The sequence below is a fragment of the Paenibacillus sp. CECT 9249 genome (genome assembly GCF_918697855.1).
Lineage (GTDB): Bacteria > Bacillota > Bacilli > Paenibacillales > Paenibacillaceae > MSJ-34.
The window spans coordinates 38,911-53,700 of sequence record NZ_CAKKLI010000003.1; the positions used below are offsets into that span (position 1 = coordinate 38,911).

At 51.5% G+C, this 14,790-nt stretch carries 10 protein-coding genes; 6 read left to right on the plus strand and 4 right to left on the minus strand.

Features of this window, described 5'->3' with window-relative positions:
• Window positions 1-14: 14 nt before the first annotated feature.
• From LQ229_RS03675 to LQ229_RS03685, 3 genes are all read right to left on the minus strand, one after another.
• On the minus strand, window positions 15-917 hold the full coding sequence (locus tag LQ229_RS03675; protein WP_216537142.1) for a carbohydrate kinase family protein: 903 nt from the start codon (window positions 915-917) through the stop codon (window positions 15-17).
• Complete coding sequence (locus LQ229_RS03680) at window positions 910-2,310, minus strand: glycoside hydrolase (protein ID WP_216537143.1); 1,401 nt, start codon at window positions 2,308-2,310, stop codon at window positions 910-912. Before LQ229_RS03680 ends, LQ229_RS03675 begins: the two co-directional genes overlap by 8 nt.
• A gap of 219 nt (window positions 2,311-2,529) precedes the next feature.
• Entirely contained in the window at window positions 2,530-2,859 is a 330-nt protein-coding gene (locus tag LQ229_RS03685; RefSeq protein ID WP_230190991.1) for a DUF2642 domain-containing protein, read from the minus strand.
• Window positions 2,860-3,032: 173 nt separating this feature from the next.
• Here LQ229_RS03685 and yunB point away from each other — a divergent pair, with 173 nt between their 5' ends.
• Window positions 3,033-3,842, plus strand: a complete 810-nt coding sequence (gene yunB, locus LQ229_RS03690; RefSeq protein WP_216537144.1) for a sporulation protein YunB — start codon at window positions 3,033-3,035, stop codon at window positions 3,840-3,842.
• A gap of 35 nt (window positions 3,843-3,877) precedes the next feature.
• Here yunB and LQ229_RS03695 read toward each other — a convergent pair whose 3' ends face one another.
• Window positions 3,878-4,819: a hypothetical protein gene (locus tag LQ229_RS03695; protein WP_230190992.1), complete on the minus strand. Its 942-nt coding sequence runs from the start codon at window positions 4,817-4,819 to the stop codon at window positions 3,878-3,880.
• Window positions 4,820-5,208: 389 nt separating this feature from the next.
• Between LQ229_RS03695 and LQ229_RS03700 the strand changes: the two genes are divergently transcribed.
• The 5 genes from LQ229_RS03700 to LQ229_RS03720 are packed head-to-tail and all read left to right on the plus strand — an operon-like array spanning window position 5,209 to window position 14,780.
• A complete protein-coding gene (locus LQ229_RS03700; protein ID WP_230190993.1) occupies window positions 5,209-7,008 on the plus strand; it encodes a vWA domain-containing protein in 1,800 nt (599 codons plus the stop codon).
• Window positions 7,009-7,036: 28 nt separating this feature from the next.
• Window positions 7,037-10,426 carry a tubulin-like doman-containing protein gene (locus LQ229_RS03705; protein ID WP_216537147.1) on the plus strand — a complete coding sequence of 1,130 codons (3,390 nt, stop codon included), beginning with the start codon at window positions 7,037-7,039 and terminating at the stop codon, window positions 10,424-10,426.
• A gap of 12 nt (window positions 10,427-10,438) precedes the next feature.
• Entirely contained in the window at window positions 10,439-12,796 is a 2,358-nt protein-coding gene (locus LQ229_RS03710; RefSeq protein WP_230190994.1) for a transcription initiation factor TFIID, read from the plus strand.
• A 49-nt stretch (window positions 12,797-12,845) separates the two neighbouring features.
• On the plus strand, window positions 12,846-14,120 hold the full coding sequence (locus tag LQ229_RS03715; protein ID WP_216537149.1) for a vWA domain-containing protein: 1,275 nt from the start codon (window positions 12,846-12,848) through the stop codon (window positions 14,118-14,120).
• Between the two features lie 21 nt (window positions 14,121-14,141).
• Window positions 14,142-14,780, plus strand: coding sequence for a beta-mannanase (locus LQ229_RS03720; RefSeq protein WP_216537150.1), 639 nt, complete (start codon window positions 14,142-14,144; stop codon window positions 14,778-14,780).
• Window positions 14,781-14,790: the final 10 nt, after the last annotated feature.

A 14,790-nucleotide genomic window follows, 5' to 3' on the forward strand; every position in this document is an offset into this window, starting at 1 on the left:
CTCTAAAAATGGTTTTATGTGAAATCATGAAGTAACTGCTCCAAGGTGGGAGCGCCCGTATAGCCTCCCATCGACTCAACGCATTTGCCGCCGCAATAGTTGGCGATGCGCAGACATTCCTCCATCGGTTTGCGCTGCAGCCATCCGTACAGGAAGCCTGCCGCGAAGCAATCTCCGGCCCCGGTCGAATCGACCACTTGCGCCGCCTGCGCCTCCGCCGCGTAACGCTCCCCGTTCGCCCGGCAAATCGCGCCTTGCTCGCCCAGCTTGATGACGGTGACGGGGCAAAGCGCGGATAATTCCGCAAGCGCCTCGTCGGGATGCTCCTTGCCTGTAATCAATTGCGCTTCCTTTAAGTTCGGAATGAAAATATCCGCTAATCGAATCATGTCCTTCAATTCCGAAGATTGGAGCCAGTCTTCGTCCCAACTGGTATCCAAACTGATCGTTTTGCCAAGCCGTCTCGCCGCCCCGATCAAGTCGAAATATTGCTTTTGCGCCGAGAAGTGATATAAGCTTGCATCCGAATGATGCAAAGTATCGTGCAAATGGCGCAAATGAAGATCGAAATTCCGCTGGTCCGCATAAGAGACGAACGATCGGTCCTCCCGATAATTCAAGGCGACGGTAATTTGCGGATACGGTTCGGCATGCCTGTGCACGAATTGCAGGTCGATGCCTTCCTCTTTCATTTTGGCAAGAATCATGTCCCCCCACAAATCGTCTCCCGATTCGACCGCAAGGCCGACGTTCATCCCTAAGCGGGCCGCCGCCGCCGCCGAATTCATCATGCCGCCGACGGTCAATTCCAAATGCTCGGCCCAAATCTCTTCCCCCAGTTTCGGCAAGGAAGGCAATCCGTTAAAAATAAGGTCACAGCAAGCCGAACCGATAAATATTACGTCATGTTTATCCATGCAGTGCTCCTTTGTGTCCGAACCTCGGCAAATATTGTCGATGCTGCTGCAAATAGTCGTCCAAAATGTTCCGGGCAAGCGATTGGGATAAGACGAGCGGATGGACGGTCAGCGCCATCATGGCATCTTCATACGAACCGCGGACCGCGGCGGATACGGTGTAACGCTCGTATTGCTTCACGCTCTGAATCAGCCCGTTCGCCGCTTCCGGAATCGCCCCCACGTTCAACGGCACCGGGCCGTTGGCGTCCAGCAAGCAAGGCACTTCGACGACATCGTCGTCCAACAAGCCTTTGACGGCGCCGCGGTTCGGCACGTTTAGAATAAGGCTTGTTTTGCGGTTATTATAGATGGCCGATAAGATCGACAGCGCGAGGCCCGCATATCCTTCGTTCTCGAGCGGATCCGCTCCGGCATCGTCCCGCTGCCGGGCATGGGCGGCTCCGGCGTTGCCGGTTTCGGCCGACATATAGCTGTTCTGCCGCTCCGCCATCGTGCCTGTGTACAGGTCGAGCGCCTCTTTCATCCCGCCTTGGCGCAATTTCTCCGCGAGTTGGGCCATTAAGTTTTTGTTCAACTCCACGATTTGTTCGCCGCGCGTGCGCGGGCTGTTTAATATATAGTCTACGGCTTGTTCGCGGTAATAATAATAGTATAAGTACTCGTTCGGCAGCATGCGGAGCTGCTTGATCAGTGCCTGAGAGAAGCAAGCCATATGCGGACTGCAGGCGGTAAATTTTTCGTAATTGTCGACGATTTCGGGCAGCCGGTCGCTGCCCCGCACCATAATGCGGTTCACCCAGCCCAGATGATTCAGCCCTACGTAATTCATGTGGATCTGATCGGGGGCCTCGTTCAAAAACTTGGCGATATCGAGCTTCAGCGCCGAAGGGGCGTCGCAGATGCCGATTATTTTCAAGTTCGTATATTTCGTCAACGCTTCGGTGATAAGGCCGGCAGGATTGGTAAAATTGACCACCCATGCGTTCGGCGCCTCCTTCTCGATGATTGCGGCGTATTCCAGCATGACGGGGATCGTCCGCAGCGCCATGGCGAACCCGCCGGGACCGGTCGTTTCTTGCCCGAGAACCCCGTAGCGCAAGGCGACCCGTTCGTCGATCGCCCGGCCTTCCTCGCCGCCGACACGTATCGCCGTATAGATGAAATCCGCTCCCCGAACGGCTTGCGCGAAATCCGTCGTCACTTTGACTTTGAAAGGGGAACCGTACTGTTGCACCAAATGCTTCACGATGGCGCCGATCGTATCGATTTTTTCTTGGCTAATATCGTGAATGCATAACTCGCGGATTGGAATTTCCTGCTGCTTGCGGACCAGGTCGTAGATCATGCTCGGCGTTCTTACCCCGGCTCCTCCGATTAAAGCCAGCTTCATAAGTTTGCCTCCTTCGTTGTTTATCAGTATCTAGTGTAAAGTTGGAAGCGTTTTTACGCTAATGATGATTTGTTTGAAAGTTTAGATATTTTTACTTTTTTTGCTCTATGGAATGGAAGTAAGTCGTAGGCAAGCAGAGGGGCTTGTACGAAAAAAAAGGGGGGGTGTGGCCGATAAGGGGACTCCTCCGCCGAAGGGATAAATTCGGCGGAGAAAGGCTTACTCGAAATAAACGATTTGCGAGTATAATACGTGATGCTTCTTGTGACTGCTCGGAACGAGGGCGAGATGGTCGATAAATACGCCGTCCAATATTCCTTCCAGCTTGCCGGCCGTCGTCATGACGCAAATTTTTTTGCCTACGTGCTGTTTCAGATGTTCCATAAATTTCGGTTTTAGGATGATGGTGCAATTCGTGGGCATGTAATGCGCCATATGATGCTTTCCATGATGCATATGATGCATTCCGTGATGCATATGGTGCATCGGGTAATCCGTTCTGTATCCGACTGCGGGAATCGCATCGGGTACGTCATAATAGGCGTTCATGTTCGGGATCCGCTCCTTTATTGGTTAACTTCTATCGTCTATCGTCATTAATACGATATGACGCCGGCCTAGTTTTGGTTCCGTGTCCTAAGCCCGGCCTTCTTTTTTTTGCCTGTACCGCATAAGCATTAGATGATACGAATTGACTCTATTTCTGGGCGGGGGGCATGCTTATGCGCAAACGGACGAGGTGGCACAGCAGACAGACAAAACCGCGAAGCCGCCGGAAATTTTTCTTTATCGCCATGGTCATTTTCACGCTATTTTCCTTGCAATCGTTTATTTATATCGAGAAGAACATGCGTCCGCCGCTGATGGCGCTTGCGAAGATGCGAATCAAGCAGATCGCCACGACGGCGATCAATAAAGCGATTTCCGAACAGGTGGCGCGCGGGAGCGATTATGAGCGTTTGATCGATTGGAAGACGGACAGCCAAGGCAAGGTTGCCGGATTTATGCTGAATTATGCGGAAAATATTAAAATTACGTCCAATACGAAAGATATTGTGGAAGGCACGCTCGCCCAACTGAAAGAAATGCCGGAGCATATTCCGCTCGGCCAAGCGATGGGAAGCGCGATAATCGGGTCCTTCGGCCCGAGAGTTCCGGTTAAGCTGGAGCCGCAAGGCGCCGTCAAAGTGGCGCTCAATACGCGGCAGCAGGATGCGGGCATCAACATGATTCTCGTAGAGGTGTATATTCGCATCGTGGCCGAAGTGGCCATCATTATTCCGTTCGACACGGAACCCGAACTGGTCGAGACGGAAATTCCGATTTCTTATTTGCTCGTTGTAGGCGATGTGCCAATGTACTATTACGACAATAAAGGAAATCCGGTTGGCGAGCGCAGCGGCAATGCGCCGAGCATCGCGCTGCCGATGCCGTCGGCCCCGGCGATGGGGGACAATCCGGAAGGGACGACCACAACGACCACAACGACGCCGACGCCCCAGGAGCAGAAGGAACAGGTCGGCACGCCGTAAAAGCCGTTTCCGTTATCACCTGCGAATAGCCTTGTTCAGAAAAACTTGCTGAAATCGGGATCCCAGTGGTATTGCTCTTCGCAAACCGCTTGCGCTCTCGCATAAAGGTCGTCCCAATCGTACCCTTCTCTTTGATGCAGCATTTTGCATAGCCTGAGGAAGCGCTCTTTCGGCAATTTGCGCATTTGGCCGATAATCAGCGACCGGAATTGGTCGATATAGGGCTTGGTACGCAGGGCGCATCCGGCTACATCGATCAATATATTCTCTCCGCCGGGCAACTTCGCGATCTCGATCTGGTATCTGGTGACGTAGCGCAGCGTTCTTTTTTTAATCAGGTCTTTCCTGATTCTGGCGATCGTGCCGATATAGTCTACCAGATCCGGATCGAATTCCCGCATAATAAGCGAATCCATTTCCAGATCCATATCTTTGCGCAAATAAAACTGATTCAGGAATATAAGCTTCAACTTGCGGATCGGATCGCTCCGCAGCAGCGTGCCGATTTCACGCAATTTTTCATAGGCGATCCGTTCCTGGCCGGCGTCTCTGTCCCGGACGATCGACTGGGAGTTCCGCAGCAATCCGGCCTTGATTTGCGGAAGCTGCTTATGAAACATGTTGTCAAGGTGGAAGAGAAAGAACGATTTCCTCCATTTTCTTTGGAATAGAAATAAAAGGGTTAACAGAATGAGTCCGCAAAGGATCATTGCGATAGATTCCACGGACGTTCGCGCTAACAAAACGCCTGCCAGAAAAAGAAAGACGGCGATCAAGGCGTCGATGCGCAGTGACTTGGCCGCGACAAGTTCGGCTTGCCGTTCCACAGGAATCGGCGTTTTTTTGTGACAGACGGAGCAGACCTGCTCTTTAAGGATGGAGAACGTGCCGCAACGGCGGCAATAGGTCAGCTTCTGAAAGGCAAAGGTAGTGCGTTTAAACGGTTTGAATTGAACGGGCTTTTTTCTCATCGTCATTCACTCTCGTCATTTAATCGGCGGATAAGAGATTTGTCGATTTCTTGAAGTGAAACAATTTTGCTGTGGCGAACGTAATAGAATATAACTTTTGAAACGACAAAAAGAAATAATATCGAAAGGAAAATATATGTAATCATCGCTATTTTCACCCTTGGTTTTTAGTAGATTTATAGGACTTTAGGACTGTTTTCGCCTTCGTTGAAGGGATTCGAGTCGTTCAAACGTCCGTGTAATTACAGAATGTGCGAATGTTTACTTATGTTAGATTATATCATATTATTTAAATGATAGAAGCGGGCGACGCCTTCGGTTGGTGCGGTTTCCGCTTGCATATACGGCGAAAGAGACACGATAAGTTCATTACATCTTGTACGGAGGTTTGGAATATGTCCCGGCTTTATCTAAAAAGAGTCTTATATCTCATTTTTATATTGACCGCGCTTGTCCCGTATCCGGCGTCGACGTTCTCGACAACTTATGCGGCCGCCGGTTCCGCCACGTCGAAAATCGACGCGGTGTTGACAGTCGACGTGAGCGGATCGATGAATAACAGCGACAAGAATAAAATCAGCAACGAAGCGATGAAGATGTTCATCGACATGCTGTCCGCCCAAGGGGACAAAGTCGGCATCGTCGCTTATACCGACCAGATCGCGCGCGAGAAGGCGCTGCTGGAAATCCGGTCGGCGCAGGATAAAGAGGATTTAAAAACATTTATCGATCAATTGGTCCGCGCTTCTTATACGGATATCGCCGTTGGGGTCAAAGAGGCGGTTAAGGTGCTGCAGCAAGGCTCCGAGCCGGACCACGTGCCGCTTATCGTCCTGCTGGCGGACGGCAACAACGATTTCAGCAAGAAATCGGGCCGCACGCAGGCGCAGTCCGATCAAGACTTGAACGAAGCATTGGAAATCGCTCAAAAGAACGGATACCCCATTTATACGATCGGATTGAACGCCGACGGCAAATTAAACAAAACGGTGCTGGAAGATATTTCGGCCCAAACGAACGGGAAATTTTTCGAGACGAGTACGGCGGATAATCTGCCGCAAATTTTAAGCGAAATTTTCGCGAGCCATTTGAAGTTGAAAATCGTGCCCGGACAGGGAATGACCGGAAACGGGGACTTCCAGGAGGTTGCGGTGCCGATTCCGAATGCCAACGTGATTGAAGCGAATATTTCGATCATGTCCCGCCAGCCCGTGGAAGTCAAATTGTTCGATCCTTCCGGCCAGCCCGTGCCGTTGACAGATCCGAATATCGTTTATACCCGGTCGAAGACGTACTCGATGATCAAAATCGCCAGTCCCGCCATGGGCGATTGGAAGCTGCAAGTCAAGGGCGCGAACAAAGATAAAATCGATATCAATCTCATTTTTAATTACGACCTGGAACTTGCAATGGACCCGCTGACGCGATCGACGTTCAAGGCTGGGGATTCGGTCGACGTTCGGTCCTATCTGCTCAGCAACGGACAGAAACTGCAAAACAACGATATTTACAAAACGATGAAAGCGACGCTGGTCGTGAAAGACTTGGACACGGGAGAAGAGGAACAGGTCGAACTGGCTAACAAGACGGATCATTTCGCGGGCTCATACTCCATCCCGGACGCTCATATTTATGAAATAAAAGTACGGGCCGAGGACCGGAGCTTCTACCGCGAGACGGCGCCGGTTCAAATCGACGCCAAAACCGGCGCCCCTGCCAATAATGGCCAGTCCGCGCAAGGGGCGGGGGGAGACGAGGATCGTAAACCCTTTCCGCTGCTTCCCGTTATTTTGGGTGCGCTAGGGTTGATAGTCGCCGCCGCAGCGGCCTATGCGATAGCCGCTTATGTGAAGAAAGCGAACAAAGGGTTTGTCGGCCAGGCGGTCATCGAGATCAGGGACAACGACACCGGCGATATGACCTACCCTCAATACAAGAAGCTGAATACCTTCAAGGGGAAATTCAACTTGCACCAGTTGCTGCAGCTTGCGCCCGAATTCAAGGAAACGGAAAAAGTGATCTTCACCCCGGCCAAAAACGACGGCATCGCCGTACGAAATCTGTCCGGATGCACGCTGGAAAAAGGCGGGCGTCCGCTGGACGCGAGCAAGGGCAAGGAACTGAAATCGTCGGAGCGCATCAGCGTCACCATGCAGCATGTGAATAAAACGATTTTCATCGAATATATACGATAACATTTGCGAAAATATTGGAGGGTACGACATGAAACCGGTTGTGAGAGAACATATCCAGCAATTAGACGTATCGCTCGGCGGAGGGATCGTCAGCGAAAAGATCCGGGTCGATACGATCGATAATCCGATGTTGATCATCGGTTTGGGCGGCACCGGAATCGACGCGCTTCTGCGGCTCAAATACCAGATTAACCGCCGATTCAGACTTCCCGAGGATCCGATTTCGAAGAAGAAACTGGAAAAACCGGCAAATGTCGAATTTCTGGCATTCGAGACGAACGAACAAGACCGCAACAAAAAATATCGGGGCATCGGCCTGGACCCGATCAACGAATTCGTATTGCTGTCGAATCCGGAAATCGGCGGGTTGCTAAGCAACCGCAGCATTCTCGAGCCTTATATTACGGATTGGCTCTCCCCGGAATTGAACATTACCGACGGCATGAACGGGGCGGCCGGGGTACGGCAGGCAGGCAGATTGCTGTTGTTCACCAAAATCAACCAAGTCGTCCAAAGCATCGACAAAAAAATCAAGACGCTCTCAGTCGGGACGAATAAAAAACTGATGGTGTTCCTTCTGACCGGCTTATCCGGCGGTACGGGCAGCGGCTGTTTCCTGGACATCGCTTATATCGTGCGCGGCATTATCGAGCGGGATCACGGTTCGTCCGGCATCGACCGCGTCAACACGCTTGGCTATTTGTTCACGCCGGACGTGAACCTGTCGAACAAAAGCTTGAGCGAGCATACGAAAGAATATATTAAGAAGAACGGCTACGCGGCGCTGAAGGAATTGGATTACTGGATGAACGTGGATAGCCGCAATGAACGTTTCAAACAGCAATACGGCAATATATTGTCCGTCAATTCGCCGTTGCCGCCGTTTAATCTATGCCACCTGATTTCGGCTACGAATACGGAAGGCAAGCTGCTCGAGAACGCCTACGATTATTGCATGAACGTGACGGCGGAGAACATTACGAACTTCATGGCCAGCGAAGAGAAGCAATCGGGCGAGGAATTCGCCATTCACGATTATATTAGCAACATTCGCACCAATATCGCGCAAATGAACAAAACGTATGCGGCGAATTACGAATACAACATCATCGGCGCCTCGTCGGCGGTATTGCCGATCGAAGAGATGACGACCTATTTGGCCTTCCGTCTCTTTAACAAAATGGAAAAAATGTTCGACAAGGCGCCTTCGCAAGACGACGTCGAGAAGTTTGCGCGCAAAATCGGCATCGATCTGGATACGGTCGTGCGCGATTTCGAAGCGAGAGTGCCGGAACCGCTGGCGGGCTATCAGAACAGCGAACGCCTCAGCTATCATAATGTCGTCAAGACGCAGGCGATCAACCTGGATACCGAGCTTGAGCAAGGCTTCCTGGCGCGGGCCAGAGAGGAATATATCAAAGCCAAGAAGCAAATGCCGGCGGAGAGGCTCGAACGGTTCGACGACCAAATCCGCAGGCTTTTCCTGCACCCGGAACAAGGGCCGTTTTATGTGTCGCGGCTTATTTATACGGAAAAAGGTTTTTGCTTGCTGAACATGATCTTATCTTATATCGAGACTTTGAAAGAGAATATAACCCGCATTCCGCGGGATATCGAAAGCGCGCGCGATCAGGCGCTGGAGAAGCTCGGCGACGCGCGCAGCGCGTTCGTGTCCAAGGAAAAGAAGAAAAACGCCTTCATCGAGGCGAAAATCAACGAGTACCTGTTGCATGCGGATGTCGAACGAACGGAGCAACTGATCGAATTTTACGAAGACTTGTACCGCTTGCTGAACGAGCAAAACTCCAAAATTTATAACGTCTTTACGGAAATATTGAACGCGCTCAACGATATTTTCGCCAAAAACGGAGATATTCTGATCAACGGCGAAGAACAACAAGACCATAAAGGGAACAAAAAATATTACTGGAACGTCGTCAGCGTTCCGGATATTGCGAAAGTGATCGGCGGAATGCTGGAACAGAAGGATGCCGACGATCTTATGCGCGATTTTACGGCGGAACTGTTGAAGCGGTCCAACCAATGGATCAAGGAACAGGAACTGGACGTCATCGCTACGATTTCCGATTTCTTGACCGAGAAATTCGGCGATTTAATTACGAAATCGATGGAAGATTTTCTGGTCATCAAATACGGGAAGGACGAGTCCGTAGACAAATTCGTCGAACGGTTCATTGCGCCGAAGCTGGACGAAGAAGCGATCGCCGTGTTCCATTTGAACAACAGCATCGGCAATCTCTATTTTCCTTCGTGGGGCTTCGTGTCGGTTCCGGTGCAGGCGCCGAGCATTTTGAAAGGAATTAAAAATTATCAAAACAACTCGATCGGCAAATCGAATTTCACCGTCAAAGAGAGCGAAGTGAAAAACCGGATCTTCTGGTTGAACACGAAGAACGGCGTTCCGTTGTTCGCCTATACCCCGCTCAAGGTTTACGAAGAAAGCTACGAGAAGACGATATTGGACAAAGAAGGCGTCGGACGTCATTTGGTGCAAACGGATAAAGTCAACTGGACGTATCTCCCTTCCCCGATCCCGGAAAAATCGTGGGGAGAAACCTATTCGAACGAGCGAATCAAAGAGTACAACGCGCGTGTTCGCGAATTGTTCGGGCGGGCGCTCTCATTCGGGGCGATTGCGGAGAAGCATATCGACAGCAATACGAGCAGCCGCTACGAATGCGTCTTTACGAAGCCTTTCGCGCTTGCCGACATCTTGGCGAAATACGACTTGCGCTTGGACAGCCCGAAGCCGAATTTCGGCGAAATGAGAAAATGTGCCGGCGAATTGAACCGGCTGCTTGCGGAAGGCTTGGAGCGCGAGAGCGCCAAAGATATTTTCGGAAGCGTGAATACGGAGATGGCGCAGGAAAATTTCATCCGTTCGCCGGAATTGATCAAACGGGTGAAGGAAGAAACGGCCAAATACGAAGCGATTGCTGCGAAAGTCGCCGAACTGAACGCGCTGATCGCCGCTCATCAAGACGAAGACAAGTTGATCGACCAGTTTATCGAAGCGATGTATACGGGAACGATTGTCAAGAAGGGCGCCCTTTACGTATATGACCGCGATCCCGAAGAAGACCAATGGGAGCCTTTCGCCAATGTAATGAAGGTGAAAAGTTATATCGAATACGCCGTATTCGACCGTTTCCGCAAATTGGACGACAAAGCGAAAGCCGTTCTGCTGAGGAAGTCGCATAAGCGCGATGCCGAGATGACCGCGGCGGAGGATATCGCACCGCTGCTCGCCAAGCTGGAGGAATTGATCGAAGCGTTCGGCGGGGCGAAAGAAAAGCTGGAGTACGAAAAAATCGAGCTCGCCGACGGGGAAGACATGTATCAATTCTATCGGCAAGTATTCGGCAAATTAAACGATATCGTTAGAAATATGAAATAGGGGTAGAGGCCGATGAAAGATTTGTTGGAACGCTCTTCCCTGGAGTATGCCTTTGCGCAAGAGAAGCGGACCGATACGGGCAACGATCAGGGCAGCATCCACCATCCGGCGGTGTTCGTGTTCCTTGGGGACTTGACGGCCGATGCCATCCGGCCGATCGCGGAGTTGAACGAGAAGAAATGGGACAATAACGCGGGGGTCGTCTATCTGCACGTTTGCTCGAACGAAACGGTTCAATACCCGAACGTCGTGTCCTTCCGCATCCCGGAACCGGAGCAGGCGGACAAAAAAACGTTGCGCAAGGCGATTTACGATCAATTTTATAAAGACGGACAGCGGCTGTTTGAGCTGAATCAAACGATTCGCCGCTTAAGCAACAACGTCTCCGAATTCGGCCGTCTGTATTCCTCCTTCGAACGGATTCATATTTCTGTCATTACGCGGGTCGACGACCCGCTTAATGTATTAATGTCGGAAATTACGCTGCTCATGCAGACGATATTCGCGCTTTCTTTCAAAGTGGTGCAATCGGATTTGTACGCGTTGATTCGCGAACGGGAGGAAGGGGAAGGATTCGGTTATGCGGCCGCGGCGGGTTTCGGCTTTTTGCGGGAGCTGGAGACGGTTCAGGACGCGGAATATGCGTTTGAGGCCGAATTGCAAGTAACGGGGGAAGGCGTCAGGCTGCCGGTCGTTCATCGGAAGTCTCCGTTGTTCGATCTTGTCTACCTGTTGTCGGACAAGAAAGAGAGCGGAATTGCGACGCGCAACCGTTTGACGGACAATTACGAAATCATTTGCCACATTCATTTGCTGAAAAATCGCAACGTGCGGCAAGTACCGGACAACGGCGTTGAAACTTACAACAACACGATGTTTAAGAATCAAATTATGTCGCAAAACGCGCGGCACGCTTACGTCACCGCCGGCTTTTTCAAAATGAAACGCCCGAATCAAGCGATCTTCCTAGCTGTCGTTTATCATTTCTATAACTCGATGCTGGCGAAGATACAAAGTATGGGAAATTGGAACAAACGCGAGGTACTCGAGCTTTTCGAGCTGGACCCGCCGTCGCTCGATCGGTTGGTAGAGCGGATCGTGCCGGATGACGACACATTGCGCGGGATGACCGCGCTCATGCATCGGCCGGTTCGATTTGGAGATTTGAAACGCGTTACGGTGAAAGAAGCGGAAGCGATGCTGTTTGGCGACAGTTGCGAAACGTATTTCCAACACAATTTCGTTGAGGCTGCAAACGCGCAGTTGGACGACTTGAATATGCCCGAACTTATGGAGCGCACCATTCTGGAAATCATGAAGCGCAAGCCTGGAATCGGTCTGTACAGCCTTTACGTATGGACGGATGAAAACAATAAGGAAACCGGCATATTGGAGGAAATTCGTAGAATGGCGAGGGAAACGGCCAAGGATTTGGAAGAGGCCAAAGCCCAATTGGAGCTGTTGTACCAGGAACGCGTCGAAGAGCAGACATTTCAGCGGGTTCCGTTGATGGACAAAACGAATACGCGCAACTTTATTCGCTGCTTTTTCGCCAGAATCTACGGCTATAAGACGGAAATGCTGCGTTTGCAAACGAGACTGTCGCTGCTCCGCCGGTATGAAACCGAACTTGCGCGCATTCATCAAGCGATGAGCATCCAGATGAGCGCACTGGAACGGCTTCGGCTTCAATTGCTTGACATCGTCCGCGAGAACGTGAAACAGGCCGACGATTACATCGGACAGAACGTGTTCGAATATTACCAGGTCGTAACGAGGGAAATTGTAACCGAACTGGAAACGAAGCGGGGCGAACACTTTTATTTCGATGAACGGTATGTCGGGAATGTCCTGGAATTGCTTCGGGAAGGCACAACGGAGGAACTCGTGCGCAGAATCGTCGAGGTTTGCAAACGCCATGTGCTGACAGCCGGGCCGTTCATGGAGTCTTTCGAACAAGAACTGCTGCAGCGCACGAACGTAGCCGTCGGTTATTACGACCGGCAGGTATTGACGAAAGATGAATTGTTCAAGGAACTGTACAACGGCCTGAATCAGAACGCGGAAGTTCATCTTCGCCTGTTTCATTACACCCAAGAGCACCGGTACGAAGAACGGTATTTTTTCGGCGATACCGAGAGCGAATTTCTTCATTATGCGCTTCGCATCGACGAAGCTTCCCGTACGTACAAGCTTGGATGCGTGCATGAAACGGGGCGCAGCGGAATTGCCAAGCTTCATCTGATGGGCGGATTCCATCTCGAGGATGTCATGTATTGCCGGAATGCGCAAGGGTATTATGACCGATATTGCAACGAAGGTTATGAATTTCACGGCGTTTCCGCCGAAAGATTGGCTGCGATTCGTTGAGCGAACGGACGAAGAACTCTAATTACCAATATGGAAAGGAAGGCTGCCGATGCTGCGACGAAAAGTAAATATGCTGATGATATGGTTCAGTTTAGTGGGAGGCGTAATCGGCTTTTTGATCGGAGAATGGCTGCTGCGCAGCTACGCCTCGTCCATGCCGGGCATCGTATGGATCGGGATTTATTTTGCGGTCGTCGGTTTCTGCATCGGTCTGATGTGCTTGCTGGCAGAACTGATCTCGCCGCGCCTGAACGGCGTCTCCTGGAAATCGCAATATTCCGGCGCATCGTGGAAGATGCTGCCGATCGCCACATTGGCGGCCTTGTTCGTTGCAGGCCTTCTGCTCGAACTGGTCTACGAACTGGATGTGGGCAAGGCGAAAGCGCCGCAAGACATCGTGATGGCGATCGACGTTTCGGGCAGCATGGAGACGACCGATCCGGGCAACGAGCGGATTGCCGCCGCTAAACGGTTAGTCGACCAGATCGATGCGGATAAAAGATTGGCCGTGATTGCGTTCAATCACGACACGAGAGTCGTGCAGCCGTTCATTCGATTATCCGACGCGGCGGCGAAAGAGGAAGTGAAGCGGCAAATCGACGGCTTGGACCAGGTGGACGGCGGTACGGATATTGCCCGCGCTTTAAACGCGGCGGCTCAAGAAATCGGCCGCTTGCAGGACCGCAGAGGGACGATGGTGATTATGCTGTCCGACGGGTTCAGCGAAGTGAACCTCGGTTCGACCTTGAAAATGTTTCAAGACGATCATATCGCGGTTCATACCGTAGGCATGGCATACGACGACCCGCAAGGAGCCGGTTTGTTGAAGGATATTGCCGCGCAAACGGGCGGGAAATATTACGACGTGTCGAACGCGAAAGAACTGACGGGAGTGTTCCATAGAATTTATACGGAGCGGGACAGCCGCATCTTGATCGACGAGCGGACCGGCCTCGCGCAGCACAACGCCTTCTATGCCGTTTGGCGCATCTTCTCCCTTGTTTGCATCGGCGCGTTGATAGGGCTTGCGCTCGGAATCATTTTCGACAACCGTTATTTGGCGCGGAGCTTCGCGATCGGGGGAACGGTCGCCGGTTTGTTGGCGGGGCTCATTCTCGAGTTCGGATTTGCGCAGCAGCCCGGATGGGGCATGATGCACCGGCTGCTTGCAGATTGCGTTCTGGCGGTCGTCATTTCGCTCTTTACTTGCATTGTGCCGATTAAAGACAAAGGGGCGGTCGAACGTTCTCCGTACGGCAATCGCATGGGGCTTAGGGCGAAATCTTTCGCCGGAGCGGATAACAACCGGAGCAAAGGTTTTTAAGACGGTGAAGGAGGAATGGAGATGCGGGTTGTCGAATCGGACCTTTCCGAGTTTTATATTAGCCGTTTGACGCATACCATCGACGACGGCGCGTGCGTGTTGCGTTGGCAGTGGCCGGAAGGAGTTCGGCATGTGTATATCGACAAAACGCATGCCGACGAGGCGGAGTCCGCGGAACCGCCGCATCCGGAACGTTTGAAGCTTTACACGAGGGAAGAATACAAAGCCAATAACGGCTACCGCGATCGGATCGTTTCCATCGACCGCTTTGCCTATACGGTTTATGCATGCGTGTATGAAAACGGGGAACTGAGTCTTGTTCGTCAGGAAGACGGCCGAAATCGGATTACGGTCAGTACGGGAAAGATTAAAATATATTTTTCGATTGCCTCGAAAACGGGGTTGTTTCGCAAATATAAAACGATTCAACTGCAGTTGCGTTCGGACGCCCGGATCGGCAAAGAGGTGCTTTGTTACGTGAAAAAAGAGGGCGGATTGCCGATTCGCAAGGAAGACGGAACGGTCTATCCTTTCGTAAGCGATTTTGAACCGGGTAAGACGGTGCTCCCGCCGATCGAAGTCGGGAAGGACGATTATATACGCTTGTTTTTTACGGACGGCAAAAAATACGGGCAAATCTACGAATTGATACCGGAATAGGAACAAGCCT